Here is a 22,028-nt window from a genome sequence, read left to right as displayed (position 1 = left end):
ACTGTGTGTTAAAATAACTCCATGCAATTTCTGTTATCATCTTATCGTATAATGGCCATCAACATTACTATTAAACCCGTTATAAAATCTCATGTATATGACATTAAATATGCTACAAAATAAAGTAAGAGAATCTCAATCAGTGATGCGATAATAAACTTTACTTGCATTACCTTCAAAAGATGAAGTATTAAAAAATTCATCAAAATATGCCCGCAAAAAAAAGCAAGAAATATAAATTCCTCCCTTAAAGATGGGGAATCCGCTGTAGTATAACCTAAGGAAAGAACTACTATGCCCAATGAAAAAATCATGAGCCAAAATAAAATAAAGTTTAATCCTAGTAATATTGTAAGTTTCATTGAATAACATTTACTTTAATACCATATTTACTCATGTTTTGAATAAATGTATTTATCAGTGCTTGTGAATTTCCTTTGCTGTCACTGTAGGCATCAACAAACGCCTTCAGATCTCTTCCAAAAGATTTAATAGAATGTTGTCCCAACAGCCCTGAAACTCTTTCATATGAATGAAAATTTGCTTTCGTCCCTCTCTGCCAAGTGCTCGATAAAGGATCCTCTCCATGAGAGATTGAATAGGCATTCAATCCATCAGGTAAAGTAGCCCCATCCCTGCCAGCTTCATTTGGAGCCATATCAAAGACCAAATCAATAACGTTTTTTGGGTCAGCAAACATGTCCGCGTGCTTTGATATTTCATAGAGTAGTCCTGTAATATACCCAGCCCCAAAAGCAGCCCCTCTGCTGTGAGTATATATCTGTATTTTCTCCACAATCTTTTTTGTATCAGGATCAGTTGCTAATTTCATCAATATTTGAGCAAAATCTGCCCTCGCCTGCAAATAGCCCGCATCATTCCTTGCCTGAGCAGAGTTTCCTTCGGTCATATTACCGCGCGTAACTCCTGCTGTAGAAATATTGTGAGCTTCATCTCTGGGCCAGTCATCCATCTTTGAGAGAGGTGTTCCTCGTAGGTATTGATTTCCATCTACAAACATAATATTTGAACTATTCGGAATACCTGAATTTTTGATTATATTAATAATTTGATTGCCCCAGTAGGAGGCATTTGCTCGTTCACTATTAGAACTAGTCAACCCATTAATTAGTATTGCGAGTTCGCCGTCTGGATCCTTATAAATAATGGGATTATTATAGCAGAATACATATGGTGAAGGCATTTCAAAAAGATCAGCTTTCGGATCAATCACCCTCCATCGTCAGCCCAAACGGATAATAATGAGCCTCATCCAACAACACACTTAGTAAATGCGTTTCATTCTCTTTGAAACTTATACTTCTCGCCGCCGACGTCATCTTTCCAAACAAAAAGATACCAGGGCGGTTTATTCTCGAGGATACCCGTTTGTCCTGAAATTAATAGATAGTAAAGTCCTGCTAACGGGCGGCCATCTATATTCTCAAATTCCAATTGTATTCTCCAGAAGCCATTCTCTTTTTCAAGTTTCCATTTACCTCTGCCATTTACCTTTTTATTCAGGACTTCATTCTCAGAAGTGAAGTAGGTAAAATACTTAGCTGGTAATGACTTTCCAGAAAAACTACCATTTTCATTAAAAAGAAACATACCTCCATCGGAGCTATTCCAGGCCCCAATCATTTCATTTCTCTTAGGCGCCTGGCCAACGCACCCAAATAAGAGAAAAGAGAGCAATAGAGTTAATTTAATGCTATTTAACGCCAACTTATTGTTTCTGTCCATTGGAAGGTCTGTGTTGTTTTTGAAAGTGCGCCGGTTGAAAAAAAGTTATTCACCGGCTTACCTATATTGTTACTCCACCATGTTGTATAACCAATAACCGGAGGATGCGTTGCAGATTCAATTGTTGAAGAATTCCTTTCCTTAAAGAAGCACAGCTTACCAATACTACTAAAAAACTAAAAACATAAAAAAACACGTATAACAACAATCTATTTTCAATAAAATTAATAGGCTACAGGCAATGCCTGTAGCCTATTAATTTTATTGAAACAAAAAAGGTGGCTAAAAGTCCGCTTTTGCTTTTGGGTTGCATTCTATTTCCCAATTATATCATCATCCAACTTTCCAGCCTCAACAGCATGGAGAAGATCCCGTACCTTTAAAACTTTCACATCATTTGGATGATATGACGTCATCGGTTCCGGGTAAAAATATTTTGTGAAATAAAAATTTGTAATGTCTACTTTATAAACCTTCGCAAACTTACAAATCAGCTCCTCTCCATCTTCTCCTGTAATACCAAGATCTTGTTCTATCTCTGTATTTTCCGAGATGACAACTTCATTACTTCGTGTTTCCTTATATAAAAAAGCTATTAAGCTATCTAAAATATTTTCTTTCATCATTATCGATTTAATATTCCGGTGGAACTTGAGCCAGACATCATTTGAGTATTTACAAATCTAAATTGAGCTTCTACTGGCATTTTAGTAAATTTTTCATCATAAAACTGATAAACAGTTCTACTAACATCTATATAAAACATAATAGCAGAAGCCCTTCCCATAATTCTAGACCCCCATCTCCCAAAGAACCTGCCATAAGTACTAGCATATCTTCTGGACCCATTAACAGTATGAGTATATAATCTTTTCTTACCTAAAAAATTAATAGGAGTCTTCCATTTACCTAATAGTCCGGAAAGAGTTGTTGTATACTTTGATGAGTTAGGTAATACAGGACCAAACCAATTCTTAGGCACTGGTAAACTCATCAGCCCTGTACCATATACAGGTCCACGTATCCACCAAAAATTAAACCCGGTGTTCGTATTATTAGTAGTAGGCGCTGTACCTGTTATAGTAACTGGATTCAATTGAACAGGTTTACTCGTATCAAAACCAAAAGGATCAACAAAATTGACTGGATTATTTAACACGTAAGCATAAGGGCTCATGTTATAATGTATTGCTGATTGCTGATTAGACGTGCTAGGCCAAAGTCTAAAAGTATTTTCACTTAACCCACCATCATTTCTAAAATTGTCATTAAAAGAATCAAAATTTAAATCCTGACTTTCGGAGTCTTCATCAACAAGCCCATTACCATCTTCTTCTAACGGATCAGGAACATGCCATATCCCTAACTGCTGATCATACATCCTAGCCCCATAGTCATACCATTCTAGTCCTGAGCCATCCCCGAACTCTTTACTCTGCAACTCTTTCCCGTTATATTTCAGACGGTTTTCGGGATAATTCACACCTTTGAGTGCATTTGAACTTATCCCCGCCATCGCCAACCCAAACGGATAATAATGCGTCTCCTCCAGCAACGGCCCTAAATTAACCCCCAATATCACATTATCAAAATACACCGTCTGCGGGCTCTCATTACTGGTATAAGCATACAGGAACCCTGACTTCTTAACCACCATCCTATCCTGCCCCAGCGTCTGCAATTGATCCGGTTCCGCTTTCACCTGCTTCACCCCACTATTCTCTTCCACTAATTTAAAATCATCATCGAACAATACAAAATTCAAATACGCTTTAGGACGGTCCGCATTTGGTTGATCGGGTTCTTTCTCCTTCAGACGCCGGTAATCATTATTATAGAAGTTACTGTTAAATGGCGTTAGGTTAGCATTATTAGTTGCGCCGTGCGCGCTCTTGTCCGATCCTCCGCCACCATTAAATGCCTGCACCAGGTCCGCCAGCATATTCTCCGCAGTAGGAGCAGCAGAGTTTTTCTGTACCGGCTCTCCTGACTTGTAGAACGCTTTCGCACTGAGTTGTATGGTATCTCCCGCCATTACCCGCAGTACAATAGAGGGGCCTATTTTCTTACCTGATCCTGTAGCAGTGAGCTTAGCTACGGAGGCATTCGGGCCTGCGCTCTCATCTATCGGATAGCCTACCGGTTTAGCCACACGGGTGTTATCAATATTGCTGAACAGGGCTGTTTCCTTAGCTGCCGCCGGCGCTTCCATAGTGGCCGCGTACATGGTGAAGTCCGTCTGTTCAGTGAGTACCATCCGCACATTCCCAAGATGATCCTTTACAAAGTAGTCGTATACATACTGTACCGGTTGGCTTGTTTGAAACACTGCACGCACCCTGCCTTCTTCATGGCCCAGGAACTGCAGTGTGTCATTCTGGTAAACAAAGCCACCAATATAGTCTGTAGTTGTTACCCGGGGTGTACTACCGGTATTATCCGTCACAATTTTCTGAAGCTTTGCTCCAGCGGCATCATACAGGTATTTAATCCGTCCTTTGCCAATGATAATGATACTATCAGGTAAGTTCAGGTGATTATAGGTAATCGCCGAAATGTTCTTATTGAGGTCATATTTCAGGTTACCATTCGCATCATAATCGTAGTCATCCCCGGTATTGGTGCCGTTGATAAAATCACCCAACTTAGCGCTGGCGGTATTAGTAGGATCTGCTACCGCAGCCAGTTTGTTACTACCGGGTTTATAGGTGTAGGTTAACTGATCTATCTGCATTTTGGTAGTTCCAGCCATGCCCATCTGGTTCATCGTCTGGATATTCCCGTTGGCATCAAATGTCAAATTGCTAACGGAAAAGTCTTTCTGATCACTAGTCCAATTAGTACTGCCACTGTTCTGCTGAGAGAAAGGCGCTGAAACAAGCCGGTTAACCTGGTCGTAGCTATAGCCATAGGCCCGGGCAATGCCGTCGCTGCGGCTCTTCCAGGTACTACCTGCTATGTTACCATTGTATTGCAGGGCAGTGAATCCCGAATCATAGGCCAGCGTCTGCCCAAACCAGTTGGAGCTGCTACCTACCGTATTGGCAAAGGGCCGGTTAATGCCGGTCAGCCAGCCGCGGATATTATAATCATAGGTCAGCGTTTCCAGCTGGGTGCTACCAGTTATACCTAAACGCTTTGTTTTTAGTCGGCCGAGTTCATCATAAGAACTTATTGCGACTACCTTATCCTGTGAGGAGGCTGCATCATTCAACCGTTTTTTCACACTTTTCAGCCTGCCTGCTGCATCATAAGCCATCATGGTCAGCACAGTGGTTTGTGGAGCAGAACGGCTACGCAGGTTCTTATGACGCAGGTAGGTACTGAGTACTTTCCCGTTAAAATCGTACAGGCTGGTCATAATATCCAACCCTCCGGACGTGTTTTCTGACAACGTTTGTATCATCCGGCCTTTATCATTATAATAATTGGTAGTGGTTAACCATTGATTAGTTCCCAATACCCGCACTTTAGTACCTGTTATAAGCCCTCTCGTCATCGAACTGGCGCTGGCTGGTAATGGCTCTGCATTGGGACTACCATCAGCCTGAGGTTTGGAGATATCGCCACTGGCATATCCCTGTGCTCCTGTGAAAGTATAATCGCTATAATAAGTATAGGTTAACGGTGTCAGTGAATCCTTCGGAATGCCGGAAAGAGTATTGGATGCGGTTATTGTACTATTACCACTGGTGGCGTTGCCATTAATCTGCAAGGTTGTCTCTGCTCCATCACTGGTGACAAAACCATCCACCATGTCAACAGTATTGGTAGCCTCATAAAGTGGCTTACCATCATAGTTATCCAGGATCAGGTTTGCCTGTGCAGGGAAGTCATAGCTTACACTCTGAGTACTACCGCCGGTGGAGCTGTTAATGGCTGCCTGTAGCGACTCCCTGGTGGCGCTCGAGTTTTGATACAATGCAGTCATGACCGGCCTGTTCAGCCCATCATAAAAAGTAGCCAGCCAGGTTTTCCCTTTCATATTACCATCCTGACTAAAGGCAAGCCTGTCGCGCACATCGTATATCATCACTGTAGAATCGGCCCCTGGAACTTTCTTTACAATCATCCGGTTGCGGCCATCATAACGATACATAAAACATAATTCCGCAGCAACTGCAGGGCTAATCACCCAGCCAGCAGCAAGCGCAGCTTCTATGGCTTTAGGAGGTATTACAAAACGAAGATTCCCAAGATCATCATAGGCATAATAAGTACAGAGCCAGCCCATATGAGCAGAGCCGGGAGCTGCCAACAACTGCACTTTTTTAAGCACCACCCGGTTTTCTTTGTCTTTATATTCTATCACCTGGTTTCCTATCTCATCTATAGTGACATTTTTATACAACTGGCCAGGAGCATAGATACGGCCCGCAGCACTGGCAGGTATTATTTGCGTGCTTGCAAAATCCCATATCCTCACAGAATCGGCTGCAGTATTCACTAAATATTGAGCCTCCACCGGACGGTTACCTCCCTTTTCTACCCCAGAAGGGTCATTTTTAGCCCAACTGGCTCCAGGTCCGTAGGTTTTCAATACCCGGTTTAACGGAGAGGCTTCATAATCTATTCTGTTATAAAACACATTCTCTCCTGGTGTCAACGACTGGTAAAAAGTATTCTGTGCTTTAAATGGATCCGTTTTAAAAATGCCATCACTGGAGGTAGCCACATAAGGCAGGTATTTGGTTTGTTCCCTTCCAAAGGCATCATATACCACCGGGGAGACCAGGTCGTTGCCACCCGGGGTCATTGCTTTCGCCACGGTTTGAAGAGGCCTACCCAATCCATCAAAGTATTGCGTTGTTTGCCTGACCTGATCAACAGTTCGCGCAGGTGCAACAACAAAGGCTGTATCTGTTGTAGCCACTGCCGGTTCCCAGGTACGGACATAGTTGACCGTTGGGATCGTATAGGCCCCCGGTATTGGCGCCGGTGTAGCTGCTGGCCTAACTGTTCCCGCAGGAGTCTGCGCATTGACAATCACCCCTACGCTCAATAAAACCAAAGCTGCTACAAATCTCTTATAGAAAACAGGACTGTTTTTCATACACAAATTCATTAGGGATTACTAACGTAACAAGGATTGATACTGATAATCAAATTCTTTAAGAATGCTCTTGTTCTGATCACGAATTACCTTCAACCTCCCCAGCTCATCATATTCATAATAGGTAGTTTTTCCCGTGGGATCTGTTTCACTGGTCATACCAACAAGGGGAGTATAAGTGAATGTCGTAACCATCGCCTGAGTAAGATTTGCGCGGATACTATTTAAGGCCGCACGTATCTGATCAGGTGTATAATTATCCGTATTTATCAGGATATCCGGGTTGATGTTTTGTATGACAGTCGAATAATCACTGCCGACAATCTTTGCCACGGGGAGCTGCTCATTGTACCCCCAGAGATACACTTCCCGTACATCATTGGCATTGGCTTTCTCCTGTATATTTCCCATGGGCGTATAGCTGATAACGCTTACCTTATCTTCTACAGGATTATTTAATATCTGTTCCTTCAGGTTTTGAAATGCGATGATCTGCTGATCTGGCCTTGTAAACATATAAGACACAGTTTTCTGATCTACCTGACCAGCTCCTATAGTCTTTGTCAATGATAAAACCGGTGCAATCATATTTCTGTTAACCATACTGTCGTATGCGCCTCCCTGCCCTTTACGGTCTAACGGATAAGTATATGCCAGTGCGTTAATCTTCCCGTCGCTTTGATTCTCCGATACATTCCTTATTAATACGTAATTAGAATCACTGATATAGGTATAGTTAACCTTTTTCTCCATCAGGCTATCGGAGTTATCACTGACATATGTTCTCTCCGTTGTTGACGATAGGGATTTCCGCATAAAAATAAGCGGGTATTTTTCTATATCCAGACTCATAAGATCCTGATCATTAGGCTCAGGAGTTGCACACGGCGGAGTAGCCAGCCTTCTGACATTGTAATTAAATACCCTGGATTTGATAAATAAATCATAGGTATTTTCAACTGACTTTATAGGTCGCCGGGAGGAAACACCAGCGGTAGCAACCTGCTTATACATATTTGTCCGGGTTTCTCCTATCATGAAATCTCCGTATGCACAACGTGGAGTTCCCAATATTGTATTACCCCATACTCCGTATGGGTCATAAATATCATTATAAGAGAATATATGCTCAGTTGTCTGCACGTCGCCCGATCCGTCTGTAGTTTCAATAACGGATTTGTGATAAGTACCAGATCCTCCCAGAATTGTAGTAGGCGTTATAATGCTGTTCCCAATATTTACATACCACAACGTAGCCTGTGACCTACATGGAGTTGACCCATTGCAGGTAGGAAAATAGGGAGTCTTTACGCGTTCAAACATATCCCTGCTGGAAGAAATTCCAAATGTAGAAATAGAAGAATCTTTTAGATTCATATACTTAAATGTCCGATTAAGCGCTTTCGCGCCATCCACAGTATAAGAAGAAACGCCGGCAACACTTACACCTCCGATAGCCACAACTATTGGAATAGTATCCGCCACCTGGTTCTCCATAATAAAATCCACCGCTCCATTTGTACAGCCGCCTACCACAGCCAGGCTTAAAATATACTGGCCGGAGTCGAGGGGCGCTGATAATGAGTCTGCCTGGTCAAGACGGGTTACTTTCCTCACTATTTCCTTTGAGGTGACTGCGTCTACAATACGGAATGTAGCCATCTGGTGAATCTGATCGCGGGTACAATCAGGGTTATTACTATCGAAGTTAACACTGGTATACGCATTCACTACCTGATGGAAAGGATTAACTATATTTTGAGTAACAGTTACAATTCCCGTCAGACCAGTACCCTGAGTTCCCAGGTATTCATGCTTTAAATGCTTAACTATCTTAATATCTGGTCCTTTATTATAACTATAACTGATCGAATCATAACCTCCGGTCGGATAGCTTATCTTTTTCAGCAACCCATAAGTCATCAGTGTGGTATCAGGTGTACGATCTCCAAACCTGGGCCATCCGCTAACCAGATTATTATAAATTCCTGGATACTGGTCGCCGACATCAGGCATCAAATACTTATTTGTCAGTTTACCGTTATAATAACCATAATAGTCCTGTGCTCCGGACAGCCGCTGAGGAAGGCTATTACCCAGTATATAATCGAATTTATATTTAAGCACCTTACTTGTATCAGTCAGACTACTGCCGGCAATTTTACATTCTTTCAGGTATAACCGATATCGTAAGGTACTATCCAATATCAACTTCTTTTCTCCCCGGAGAAATGCATCATTAACGTCAGTACTCAAAAAATAATCCTGCACCAGCGACATTTGTCTTACTATTTGCCCCTGATTATTTTTTAAATAGATTCCATTTAAGGCAAGTCCACCTCCATCCATTCTATCCGCATAACTAAAATCAATACTACCATTAGCAAACGTAATGTGACTCAAAGCTTTACCTTCAATCTTATTTGATGTGATACCACATGTATAAGTATTTGACTTCAGCAGTGGAGGCGGACAAAGAGCATTATCGGTAACGCTGATATCCCACAGAATACTAAAGAATTCGTTCAAACTTGCCAGATAGGTATAGGAATAATTTGCGTAGCTCAACTGGATTGTATCCTGATTGGGCTTGATGATCGACGTCAGATACCAGGAGGTAACAACCGGGTCTGGAAACGGCTTTGGCCCCTGATAGCCCCTCTCGATAGTAGCAGAAGTTTCCGCTGCATCAAATGTATACACAATACCATTCTCATCTGTTATCTGAAAGCCACTGGTAAGTATAGCACCCAGTTTCTTTATTCGCAAATTTGTAGTATTCAGGCAGACGGGTTCATTATTCTCATTCATAATAAACTTCGCATCCAGACCATTTACGCTAACAGAAAAAAGGTCCGACTCTTTGTCGGCCAATGTTTGCTCCATGGCAAAATCAAAAACGGGCCTGGTCAATGTACTGAAGTTAGTATTGAAATTAGTTAGTACCTGGCCCCATTCTGCCCTTTTTTCATCAGGCTTTCCCAATACAATTCTCGAAACCGCACCACCACAGTTAAGACTCCACCCCAATCCTACGTTAGATGCCAGGTCGTTTACCCTTATCCCATTGGAGGCATAATTGATAGATATCGGCAGGCTCAGGAACCTGGAGCTGATTGTATAAAAAGGAATGTTTACACTGGGAGTGCCTGTTGCCATGTTTACATTTACATCCCCACCTTTGTTGATTGTAGCCGCATTAGGTGAAGGCTGCAAAATACGATTGGGCTCGAGATTGGGCACGTAACTTGACTGAGCAGGTGCACTAACAGCCTGCCATAGAAAAACGGCAAGAAATAAAACCAATCTCCACATAATCAAAGTGCAGCACAACCTGTTATTGTGCTTTGGATAACTAACCATTGCTTTATTATCTATTGAATTTACAATAGCCATTGACGGCGATTTTGGTTTACGGGGAAACAACGCCTGGCAATTCAGCAGCCTTATCAAGAGCATTCTCCTGCTGAATTACAGTCAACAAACACACAGACGCTTCTAAATACTGATTAACTGTCGAGACTATGTTAAATATTCTATGTAACTTCTCATAGGTACAAAAATTTATTATCGGTTAGGAAATGCTATTATATCTACAGCAGCAAATATCTTCCTCTAACAACTCCGGGTTACTGGTGTAATATACTCAATTTAAAAATCAGTTTTTAATATTTATACTAAAATAACTATCAGCTACGCAGCCTATATACGCGCTCCAAAAGTGCTGTAAATTATCCGTGCAATCTCCTCCATTATTTCTCCCTCTTCATCCTCCCCATCTCCTCCTCCATCCTCCTAATCCTTTCCTCCTGCGCCTCATTCACCTTCCTCTCCTCTATCAGATACAACGTCAACTCCTCCACCTTCTGCAACAACTTCTTATTCATCTCTCCCAAATCAATCCCCTCACGCTCCACCTCCACCGCCGTCGGAATCTCAGGCAAATGCTTATGCTCCTTTACATAACGCTCCAGCTCCTGTAACGACGGCAGCGCATAATTTTCCTCAAACACATAATCCGCCCAGCCAGTTGCTGCTACCTTCACCTTCCTAGCGCCGATAGAGCCTTCCACGGCCAGTTTATGCACCCCTGTAGACGTGGTGCCTATTCCCACATTCCCCTGTATCGTAACAGGGTCAAAGTCTGTAAACGGCTGCACATTGCTGACCTGATCGTGATATGCAATAGCCAGGCTTACATTCTGGGCATACCCTGTAAAGGAAAAACTATACAGGGATGAACTATTCGTTACGCTCACTGCCAGATAACTCATTCCATTATAAGTAAGCGTGACCAATGTAGCCGGTTCATTATAGCAGATAATACTCCCTCTGTTTGCATTATAGGCAGACGAAGTATTCACTTCTACCACCCATTTTCTGTTCCACGCAGCCACTCCTCCTCTTACCGCGGTGATCTTTCCCATGATAAAATTATCGGGCATCAGCGTTCCGCTATATATCCGATGCAATATCAAATAATTAACACCTTTGGAATCTTCAGTCTGACCAGGAATCAGGTAGTTGGTGAAATAATCCCGGGCCTGCGCTATTGCGATATGTACAATTGTACATTGCAACAAAATAACTACAGTCAACAAAACAAAAATTTTCTTCATAGTCTATAGGTTTGAAAAGGGTCCAATTAAATCGTGGTTAACATCAACTAAGATAAACTATTCTTCTTTCCTCAAATGAAATTATTTTCCCCACACCCGTCTAAAAAAAAACTCCACAGGTAACACCTGCAGCGTTTTATATCATCTTTTCCAATAAGTAATCACCCCTCCGGCAATATCGAATCCTTTAACACCACTACCTGCGTGTTAGTCCATTTGTCGTGCCAGGGATAACACGGAGACCCCAACGCGCTGAATGCCTCAAAAGGCACCATCCGCGAAAGCCCCCGCTTAAAACCTGTCATAAAATCAATGGACGTACCATCTTCATTCACCGCTTTAGTACCCGTAATCAGCTTCCCCAACGTTCTGCCTTTGAACAACCCTTCTATAATCCCCATTATAATTCCATAGAACACCATAGAGATCAACCGTAACAGATATTGTTCTCCCTGTGAAGGGTTATCACTAAAAACCCGGGAACCCGGATTCACAATCGCCAATACTGCAAAGAAAAGTATGGCAATAATGTAAAAGATAAAGAGATCAATAAAATAATTAGCCAGCCGCTTTCCATTGCCAGCCATTGCAAAATGATACTCGTCTTTAAGAAAGGATTCGTCTGTTAATTCCATAGGTACAGTTTATAGTTGTAATAAAGATATAAAGCAGTTTAATAATTATCCAATTTCAACCATACTTGATAATTTCAACAGCAAGACCCGCTTACCAAAAACGTATATAGATAGCCGATAGTAATACCAGAATGGTGACGATCAATATGATAGATGATGGCTGCAGCCGGAACATCTCTTTATCCGGCTCAAAAGCTTTCGGGCTTACTGCCGGCCCTGCAAGACTAATACCTGCCATCACCAGTATAGTAGTCAGAAACGACCATCCCAAACTGATAAAGAAAGGAATTTCCATTTCACCTCTTGCATTCGGAAAAGCTGAATACAACATTGTTTCCGGACCAAACAACTTCACCGCCGCCTGGTTAAAAAACAGGGAAGCCGCAAAACCTGTAATGATGCCTGCTACTGCCGCTGCCCCACTGGTACGCTTCCAGAACATGCCCAGTATAAAAGTGGCGAATACACCAGGACTAATAAAACTCGAATACTTCTGCACGAAGGTGTAACCTCCGGCGCCGCCAATGTCCAGCAGATCATTCCAGGTGAATAAAACACCCAGTATAATGGCCACTACAATGGTTAAACGCCCGATCCAAACCAACTGTTTTTCATCAGCACGACTGTTAATATACTTCTTGTAAATATCCAGCGTAAAAATAGTGGAGATGCTGTTCGATTTACCTGCCAGTGAAGCCACAATAGCTGCGGTAAGTGCCGCCACTGCCAGCCCTTTCAGCCCCGATGGCAGCAAGGTGAGGATCGCGGCATATGCACCATCTTTATGCCCGCCTTCCAGCTGCGGAAGATGTCCGTTCTTATACAGCACGAAAGCTACTATCCCCGGCAACATTACAATCACCGGCATCAGTATCTTCAACAGTCCGGCGAAAAGTATACCTGTACGGGCTGTCTTCAGATCCGCTCCCAGCGCACGTTGTGTAATATACTGATTACAGCCCCAATAATTCAGGTTGCTGATCCACTGCCCGGCTACATACATCCCGAAACCAGGAAGAATAAGATATTTATTCACATACTCCTGCGAGGCTCCGGTAGCCGGTTTAGCCAGCATCATATGAAAGTGATCCGGCGCTTCCCGCATCAATATATTGAACCCCGCCAACACATCTTTCCCCATACCAAACTTTTCACTCACTACTGTTAAGGCCATCCAGGTAGTAGCCAAACCACCTATGATCAATACCCCTACCTGAATTACATCGGTATATCCGATCACTTTCATCCCACCCAGGGTAATGATTACCGAGAAGATGGCCAACGCCACCATTACTTCATGAAAGTAAGCCCCGCCCAGTAATCCGTTGATGGCAAGTGCCCCCAGATACAGGATGGATGTCAGGTTCACAAATACATACAGGAATAACCAGAAAACCGACATGATCAGCGCCACCGTTTCGTTGTAACGTGTTTTCAGGAATTGCGGCATGGTGTATATTTTATTCCTGATGTACACCGGCATCAGGAAAACCGCCACAATGATCAATGCTGCGGCTCCTACCCACTCATAAACAGATACCGCTATCCCCACAAAAAAACCATCGCCGCTCATGCCGATGAATTGCTCAGCGGAAATATTGGAAGCAATGATGGAGGCACCTATCGCCCACCAGGTCAGCGAACCTTCGGCAAGGAAAAAATTCCGGGAAGCACTCGCGGCATCCCTTTTCTTTCTTTTATAAATCCAGTAACCATATCCGGCTACTATCACAAAATATAATGCAAATACCAGGTAGTCTTTCTGAACAAGTTGATTACTCATAAGTGGATCTGTTGATCGGCAGTTTTAATAACGTGGTGGAATGGTTAATACGTGGATAGAAGATAATACTTTCCCGGATACTAAAAAAGGATTACCGGATGACGTGCATCGGGTAATCCTTTCAATATTGAACTGGTCAGAATTTCAACGTAGATGGTAAATACTTGGCGACCAGGTCTTCATAATAGGGCCTCAATACTTTCCAATCGGGTGGTACAGGGCTTTTCGAATAAAGATCATATGGGTTGAAAAGATCTACCCATTTGAACATTTCCACATCATGCGCGTTCATGAGGTGGCCGTAAGCGTGCTCCCTGTGCTGTGGGTAAAAAGAATGGTATCGCAGCATGTACAAGGCTGGCTCGGGTAAATGAGGCTTCATCATCTGATAGATATACTCATCATGACCCCAGCTCAGATGTACGTTATCAAGACCGCAATTAGGCTCGTATACGCCATATTTGGTGTTATAATCCGGGTTGTTGATGTCCGGATTATTTTTAAAAAACTCGTGAAAAACGATCTTATCGGAAAAAGCGCAGCCAACGGGGAAGGTATCTCCCACCACTGCCCATTGAGGTTGCCCGAACAGACACAGTACCTTGCCCATATCATGGAACAAACCGGTGAGTACCATCCAGTCGGGGTGCCCATCGGCACGGATGGCCTCTGCTGTTTGCAACAGATGCTGGAACTGGTCCAGGTCCGTATCAGGGTCGGAATCATCTACCAGCTGGTTCAGGAAATCGAAGGCATCCCAAACCGACATTTCTTTTTTATCGAAAGAAAGAAATTCCATTTCTCTTTCTTTTACAAAAGCATACGACTGGTATGTATGATTCAGGCGGTAAAACTCTCTCACGGTATCGCGGGGAGGTGCCTCATAGTTGCGGAATTCGCTGGTGCTCTTCTCTTTGTTGATATTGGCCGGATCAGGATAGCGCTGAAGCAGATCGTCTTCCCATCGATCCAGCGATTGAAGCGGCGCAGGATTTACATTATCCATAATATCAGATTTTAAGTGGTCGTGGAAAATCAGGAAAAATATCCTACTCTAAATATGCGATCTTTTTAAAAATCTTCCATATAATAGAATAACTTTATTTACTTAACCGATTAAGTTGAAAATTAAGAAATTAAGAAGATATATTAAGAATTAATGGAGAATGTAACTATCAGGATGCTTGCTGAGAAGCTGCAGTTATCTACCGCTACCATTTCAAAGGCGTTGAACAACAGCCATGAGATCAGTGAAGAAACAAGGCAGCGGGTGCTGGCGCTGGCCAGGGAGCTGAACTATGTCCCCAACCTCTATGCGGCCAGCCTGAGGAAAAAGTCGAGCCGTACAATTGCCGTAGTGATCCCCGAGGTGGCCGACAGCTTTTTCGCCGAGGCCATTAACGGCATCGAATCGGTAGCCCGGGAAAAGGGATACCACGTACTGATCTATCTTACCCACGAAAGCGCAGATAAAGAAAAAACTATCCTGAAGGATTTCCAGAGCGGCCGTGTCGATGGAGTGCTGATCTCCGTTACTACCGAAACAGCGATGGCGCCTCAGGGGCTGGAACAGCTGTCGCGCGGAATCCCCATCGTTTTCTTCGACCGCATCTGTGAAGGCGTCGCCGCCGCACAGGTCACCACCAACGATACAGCGGCTGCCAGCAAAGCCACTGATCACCTGATTGCAGGCGGCTGCAAAAACATCGCGCTCCTGTCTCCCTCCCGCCATCTCTCTATCAGCAATAAAAGAGCGGAAGGCTTCCGCCAGGCAATGGCCGCCCACAAGTATCCGGTAAAGGAATCTGCTATTATCTATGGTACAAACGATATCGCTGCTACCGTCACCAGGCTGAAAACAGCTCTCCAACGCCACCATTACGACGGACTCATTGCCACTACCGAAAAACTTGTTACCGCTGTATATCAGGCCTGCGACGAGCTTCAGCTACACATCCCCAACGATGTACAGGTCATTGGCTTCTCCAATCTTTCCACCGCCCGCTTTCTCAATCCCTCTCTCACCACCATCACCCAACCGGCCTTCGACATGGGTAAAACAGCTGCTACGCTCCTTTTCAAAGCACTGAAAAGTAACCGCTTCCAGCTCCGCGACCAACAGCAGGAGATCCCTTCTATCCTGATCAAACGAAAATCAACAACAACTGTTAGCCGCTAGCTGACAGCTCCATGTTACCAAACTGTTAACTCTAAAAAACGATTAGGAATACCCCCTACCCTCAAACGTACTCTTATTGTTGATGCCACCAATCAAACATGAAACATCAACGGGAATAAGGTTATCTATGAATATCGATCAACAGTTACTGGAAAAATATTTTAAAGGAAAATGTACTGATGCTGAGCAGGAGCTCGTAGAAGCATATCTTTCCCATCCGGAAACTGAAGCGCTGGATAACTATCTGATGGCCACCTGGCTGGAGGTTGCAACAACTGATGCTGATACTGCACCCGCCCCCAAGAGAAAAACAAAAATAGTAGCGCTGAGATATTGGTATACCGCCGCTGCGGCCATCGTGGGCGTGCTGGGACTGATCGCCTGGCTGTGGCAGCCACATAAGCTGAACAATAAGCTCGCCGCGGCAAACCGGCCCGACACTATGTACAATACCGGTAATAAGGTTCAGCTGTATACCATGCCCGATGGCTCGGAAGTTTGGCTCAACGCCCATTCCTACGCGATATATAATGAGGGCTACAACCAACAGCACCGTGAACTATGGCTCAGCGGAGAAGGCTATTTCAAAGTTGTGAAAAACGATGCCAGCCCATTTATCGTACATGCGGGACCGTTAACCACTACAGTACTTGGTACCGAATTCAATATCGCTACCTCCAACCGGGCCGATGGCAGCATTGAAGTGGGACTGGTGTCCGGTAAAGTGAATGTGAGCATGGTATCCGGCCCGTATCCGTTTACACAGCTGCTCGCACCCGGACAAACGCTTCATTACAAACACAACGAAAAGCCGGTTGTGCAACAACTCAATACCGCCACTACACTCGACTGGATGTCAGGAAAGATCGTATTCGACAATACTAAGCTATCAGATGCATTCGCTGAACTGCAAAGCCGCTGGGGTACCACAATATTGTTGGCCGACTCCGGCCTGGCCGGAAAACGGGTGGCTGGTGAATTTAAAATGAGCCTGCCGTTAGATCAGGTACTGGCAACACTGGGTTACGTACACGACTTTACGTATATACGTACCAGTGATAGCACCTACCTGGTGAAAAGAAAAAATACGCATTAACCTTTCCGGTTCTGCCTGTAGCAAATATTCATACTTCCGGAGCAGAACCGGTATCACGCTAAAAATAAACGCTATTCACAGGAACCCATAGGTATCCGCTAATTCAAAAAACAAAGTGTAACCTTATGCAAAAATCTACAAGCAGATTTTGTACTGGCATGTCACGTCGTATAGTGATCCTGTTAGTTTTTTTATCAGGGCTGTCGCCACAGCTGCTCCGGGCACAGTCTTACCGGTCGCTCAAAGACAAGGTGCAGCTCTTCTCAGGTAATACCAACGTAGCCGCCGTTGTAAAATCATTGCAACAACAAACCAGTTACACTTTCATCTACGATCCGGAATACCTCCGGGAATGCACTTTACAGGAAATTAAATTCCCGGGTACACCTCTTGGTGAAGTACTTAGCTATATAGATAACAATACGCCACTGGATGTGGAACTCACACCGAACAACATCATCGCCCTCCGGAAAGGCACGCAGGAACGGCAAACCGGCAGAAGCAGCGGACGCATTGCGGGCAAGGTTGTTGACGGTAAGAACGAGCCCCTGCCTGGCGTAACCGTGATGGTACCAGGCGGCCAGGGCACTACTACCAGCGTAGATGGTACTTATGAACTCGCACTCGCTCCCGGTACCTACAGCCTTACTTTCAGCTTTATTTCTTTTGAATCCCGTAAGATAACCGACGTCATCGTAAAGGAAAAAGGTATCACACCATTGGATGTGGTGATGAAAAGCAGCGGATCCCGCCTGAAAGAAGTAACCGTAACTGCCAACTACCGCAAAGCTTCCGTGGAAGGCCTCTACGCCCTGCAAAAAAACAACCCATCCATTACCGATGGTATCAGTGCCGAACAGATAGCCCGTACACCGGATAAGAACACCGGTGAAGTATTAAAGCGTGTAAGCGGCCTTGCCACTGTAGATAACAAATATGTAGTTGTACGCGGCCTCAGCGAACGTTATAACCAGGCAGTACTAAACGGACAGGTCATGCCCAGCACAGAGCTGAACAGAAAAAACTTCAGCTTCGATATCATTCCTTCCAACATGATTGAAAACATCACGGTGGTGAAAACAATCACGCCTGATCGCAGCGCCGAATTCGGCGGCGGTCTGGTGGAAGTAAATACCCTCGATATCCCCACGGAGAATTTTTTGAATATCAGTGCAGGCGTCAGCTATAATGATAAAACTACCGGAAAAGACTTCCTGTCGCTCCCGCTCAGTGGAGGCGAGTACTATGGCAAGGTGGCTAAAAACCGTTTCCTGCTGGGTACGCTTGACTGGAAAGACAGATCCGATATTGTTAATAAGTTCAATAACGAAGGTAAAAACGCGCCCGATCAATTCAGCAATAACTGGGGCATTACCAGGTTTAATGCACCGGTATCACCAAACTATCAGGCAGGCTTCGGACATGTATTCCGCCTCGGTGGCGGGCGGCAGCTGGGTGTGATCGCTTCCGCTTCTTATCGTAATACAATGGCCACACAGGATGTGATTCTCGGCCGCGATGGTTTTCACGAACTGGCCGGTAGTGCTACTGACAGCATGATCTTCAAAGGAAGCCGCTATGGCCTCACTACCAACCTCGGCGGAATGATCGGCGTAGGTTACCGGACGGAAAAGAGCAGACTGGCTTTCCAATCTATGTACCTGCGCACACTCGATCAGCAATTCATCCTCGGCGTAGGTGCCAACGACAAAGGCGCTAACACACTCGGGTTATATGATCTTGCCATGCAAACTACATTGTGGCAAAACCAGCTCAGAGGCGAGCATGCTATCGGGCAGAAAGGCATCAAATTGAAATGGATGGGGAGCTACCTGAAGCTCGACCGGCAGAAACCCGATAATCATTTGCTGCTGGCAGAAGAAGTTAAACAGGTAGAGGGCGCACCAAAAAATGAATACAACATCAGAAACGTTACCAGCAACTTTTCGGAAGGAGCAGTACGCTGGTGGAGCAGGGCCCTGGAAAACAATTATAACTGGGATGTTTCCCTGTCGGTTCCTTTCAAATTCAACGCCGGTAATGTATTCCTCAGCAACACGCTGAAAGCCGGATATGCAGGCTGGAGTAAAGACAGGCTCTTTTTTGTAGTGAATGCCACTACGAACTTTGAGAATCACTCACAGAACTATATTCCCCTCGCGCAGGCCTTCACGCCGGAACATAATGTGAGTGTTTCCATCAGTCCGTTCGGTGATAATTTCAAAAAAAGAACAGCTGCACTTCATGCCATGTATGCAATGCTGGATAACAAAATCGGCGATAAATTCAGATTGGTCTGGGGCCTGAGGGCCGAGTTCTACAATCTGAATAAGGTAAATGATAACCTCGATAGTACAGTAGCGCAGTTCAGTCGTAGCGGCCAGGGGCTCGACTTTTCAGACCTGATGAACAGAGAACCCAACTGGCGTTTCTTTCCCTCTGCGAATCTCACCTACTCGCTAACTCCGTCCATGAACCTGCGGCTGGCCTATTCAGAAAGTATCATCCGGCCGGACCTCAGAGACCTTTCTTATTTCAGGGAATATGATTTTGAACTTGGTGGAATGTATCTCGGCAACATCGTACGATCTACTACCATCAGGCATTACGACTTCCGCTATGAGTGGTATCCGGGCCCGGGAGAAATACTTTCTGCTTCCTTTTTTTACAAGCATCTTAATTATCCTATGGAGATATACCAGGAAGCGCTCAACAAACTGTTTGAACTGAAGAATAGTAAATCTGCCAAAAATTATGGTATTGAACTGGAGATGCGAAAATCACTACGCTTCACCAATGTTCCGGTACTGCGCGACATCACCCTATATGCGAACTTTACTTATCTCGACGCCAGTGTAAAGCCCATGCTGACGGAAATCGGACTGGACTCTGTTAATCCCAACAAAGTAGTAATGAAAGAAAAAGTAGAAAAAGAAGAAAAACGTCCACAGATGGGCGCCAGCAACTTCATGTTCAATGCCGGCATATACTACGACAAGCAATACTTATTCGCAAGTCTGTTATATAACAGTGTCACTAACCGTGTTTACCTGCCAAACCTTGTTTATTATCAGTCGCTGATGGAAAAACCCCTGCAATCAATGGATGCGCAGGTCGGGGTAAGATTGTTTAAAAACAAGGCTGAAATAAAATTGAACATTGCCAATATTCTCAATAGCTACGCGGTCATCTACAGGAAATCATTTACAGAAGAAGAATATAATGCTTTCAAAGACGGAAAAACACCAGGTAAATCACAGATGAATTATAAATCCGGAGTAGATCTATTGAATTACAAAGCCTCTCCCGGCCGCACTTACAGTGCTACTGTGAGTTACAGATTCTGACAAACATACAGCAGGGAAGGCTCAACTTTTTTACGCGTAAACAAACATATATCCTGATCAGGTATTGTATCCATTTTTTTATTCTTCCAGATTATTTAAACCTAAAAAAGAATCCCATGAACAAGAAGCCCTTAGCGGTAACCCTCATGTCGGCAGCAGCCATAGGCATGATGTTAGGAACTTCCTGCAAAAAAGAAAATGTTGCTAACGTAGGCGACAACCGTACTGTATTAGCCGGAAAACCTGCCAAAACAGACAGCACTATCAGCGGTGTTATTAACAGCAACCTGACGCTGGATACCGCTAAAAACTATCTGCTTAGCGGACTGGTATACGTTGCCAGCAATGCAACTTTAACCATTAAGCCAGGTGTATGGATCGGCGGTATCAAAAGCGCTACTGCTGGTATACCCGGCGGTGGCCTCGTGATCACACGCGGTTCTAAAATCATTGCTGACGGTACTGCTGCACGTCCTATCGTATTCAGCTCTAATGAAGCCGTTCCTAAATCAGGCGACTGGGCTGGTGTGGTATTGCTCGGTAAAGCACCTACCAACCACCCTACTGCTGTAAGAATTGAAGGTATTGCTGACAATCCTCCTGCTGATGCCACTTACGGCGGACCTGCCAACAACCTCCCCGGCGATAACTCCGGTATCCTCAGATATGTTAAGATCGAATATGCAGGTTTCGAACTGTCTACAGACAACGAACTGAATGGTCTTACACTGGGTGGCGTTGGTAACGGTACTATCCTGGATTATATCGAAGTATACAAATCCAACGATGATGCTTTCGAATTCTTCGGTGGTACTGTTAATGCTTCTCACCTCGTAGCTATCGATCCGCTGGATGATATGTTTGATACTGACAACGGTTATTCCGGTACTATTTCCTATGCGCTGGGTATCTCTGATCTGACCCGTGCCGATAAGAGCCAGTCAAATGGTTTCGAAAGCGACAACAACGCTGATGGTCTTACCTGGACTCCGTACACACATCCTACTTACAACTATATCACCATCATCGGTCAGCCTACTGCTGCAGCTGCTTCCATCACTAACGGACAGCCTTCCGGTACTGGTAAATATGGTCGTGCTGCTCACCTGAGAAGAAATGCTGAGTTTGCCGTTAACAACTCTATCTTCCTGGGCTTCAACTACGGTATCTCTCTGGATACCCAGAAACCAGCTACAGGTGATAACACTAAAACCAAGTACGATAACGGTACTTCAACGCTGACCGGTAACTACGTACATGCTTATGTATGCCCTTACTCAACTGAAGTAAACTTCACTTCATTTGCCTGCTTCACTCCGTTGGGCACTACTAATAAAGCATATACGAATACACTGCCGAATGCTGATATCAAACTGGCGAATCCGTTCGCAGCTACACGTACTATTGCGAACTATAAACCACAGCTGACTTCTCCTGCGAGAACGGCTGGTGCTTTCCCTACAGGAAACACTACCTGGGCTGATGGTTGGGTAACTTTCTAAATCTTTTCCCTGTAACGTATAGAGGATACTTCCTCTATACGTTACCTTTTTTTTCAGACAGCTAATAT

At 44.2% G+C, this 22,028-nt stretch carries 13 protein-coding genes; 4 read left to right on the top strand and 9 right to left on the bottom strand.

Features of this window, described 5'->3' with window-relative positions; genetic code table 11:
* Positions 1–358: 358 nt before the first annotated feature.
* The 9 genes from UNH61_RS04340 to UNH61_RS04300 form a co-directional block, all read right to left on the bottom strand.
* Positions 359–1,234, bottom strand: a complete 876-nt coding sequence (locus tag UNH61_RS04340) for a hypothetical protein (protein WP_326990893.1) — start codon at positions 1,232–1,234, stop codon at positions 359–361.
* Between the two features lie 65 nt (positions 1,235–1,299).
* Positions 1,300–1,746 (bottom strand): hypothetical protein, encoded by a 447-nt coding sequence (locus tag UNH61_RS04335; protein ID WP_326990892.1) that lies wholly within the window; start codon positions 1,744–1,746, stop codon positions 1,300–1,302.
* A 314-nt stretch (positions 1,747–2,060) separates the two neighbouring features.
* The gene (locus UNH61_RS04330) at positions 2,061–2,369 is read right to left on the bottom strand and encodes a DUF1493 family protein (protein ID WP_326990891.1); all 309 of its coding nucleotides are present in this window, start codon (positions 2,367–2,369) and stop codon (positions 2,061–2,063) included.
* Between the two features lie 2 nt (positions 2,370–2,371).
* Positions 2,372–6,799 (bottom strand): DUF6443 domain-containing protein, encoded by a 4,428-nt coding sequence (locus UNH61_RS04325; protein WP_326990890.1) that lies wholly within the window; start codon positions 6,797–6,799, stop codon positions 2,372–2,374.
* Between the two features lie 21 nt (positions 6,800–6,820).
* On the bottom strand, positions 6,821–10,195 hold the full coding sequence (locus UNH61_RS04320; protein ID WP_326990889.1) for an RHS repeat domain-containing protein: 3,375 nt from the start codon (positions 10,193–10,195) through the stop codon (positions 6,821–6,823).
* Between the two features lie 356 nt (positions 10,196–10,551).
* Positions 10,552–11,418 (bottom strand): hypothetical protein, encoded by an 867-nt coding sequence (locus UNH61_RS04315; protein ID WP_326990888.1) that lies wholly within the window; start codon positions 11,416–11,418, stop codon positions 10,552–10,554.
* Between the two features lie 161 nt (positions 11,419–11,579).
* Complete coding sequence (locus UNH61_RS04310; RefSeq protein ID WP_326990887.1) at positions 11,580–12,053, bottom strand: RDD family protein; 474 nt, start codon at positions 12,051–12,053, stop codon at positions 11,580–11,582.
* Positions 12,054–12,144: 91 nt separating this feature from the next.
* Entirely contained in the window at positions 12,145–13,836 is a 1,692-nt protein-coding gene (locus UNH61_RS04305) for a sodium/solute symporter (RefSeq protein ID WP_326990886.1), read from the bottom strand.
* A 136-nt stretch (positions 13,837–13,972) separates the two neighbouring features.
* Positions 13,973–14,842: an inositol oxygenase family protein gene (locus UNH61_RS04300; RefSeq protein WP_326990885.1), complete on the bottom strand. Its 870-nt coding sequence runs from the start codon at positions 14,840–14,842 to the stop codon at positions 13,973–13,975.
* A 153-nt stretch (positions 14,843–14,995) separates the two neighbouring features.
* Here UNH61_RS04300 and UNH61_RS04295 point away from each other — a divergent pair, with 153 nt between their 5' ends.
* The 4 genes from UNH61_RS04295 (at position 14,996) to UNH61_RS04280 (ending at position 21,960) form a co-directional block, all read left to right on the top strand.
* Entirely contained in the window at positions 14,996–16,015 is a 1,020-nt protein-coding gene (locus UNH61_RS04295) for a LacI family DNA-binding transcriptional regulator (RefSeq protein WP_326990884.1), read from the top strand.
* Positions 16,016–16,142: 127 nt separating this feature from the next.
* The gene (locus UNH61_RS04290; protein WP_326990883.1) at positions 16,143–17,111 is read left to right on the top strand and encodes a FecR domain-containing protein; all 969 of its coding nucleotides are present in this window, start codon (positions 16,143–16,145) and stop codon (positions 17,109–17,111) included.
* A 158-nt stretch (positions 17,112–17,269) separates the two neighbouring features.
* Positions 17,270–20,458 (top strand): TonB-dependent receptor, encoded by a 3,189-nt coding sequence (locus UNH61_RS04285; RefSeq protein ID WP_326990882.1) that lies wholly within the window; start codon positions 17,270–17,272, stop codon positions 20,456–20,458.
* 116 nt (positions 20,459–20,574) lie between these two features.
* Complete coding sequence (locus UNH61_RS04280; RefSeq protein WP_326990881.1) at positions 20,575–21,960, top strand: hypothetical protein; 1,386 nt, start codon at positions 20,575–20,577, stop codon at positions 21,958–21,960.
* Positions 21,961–22,028: the final 68 nt, after the last annotated feature.

It is taken from the genome of Chitinophaga sp. 180180018-3 (genome assembly GCF_037893185.1).
GTDB lineage: Bacteria > Bacteroidota > Bacteroidia > Chitinophagales > Chitinophagaceae > Chitinophaga.
The sequence above is the reverse complement of the archived record's forward strand: the minus strand, read 5'-3'. Positions and strand labels throughout refer to the sequence as shown.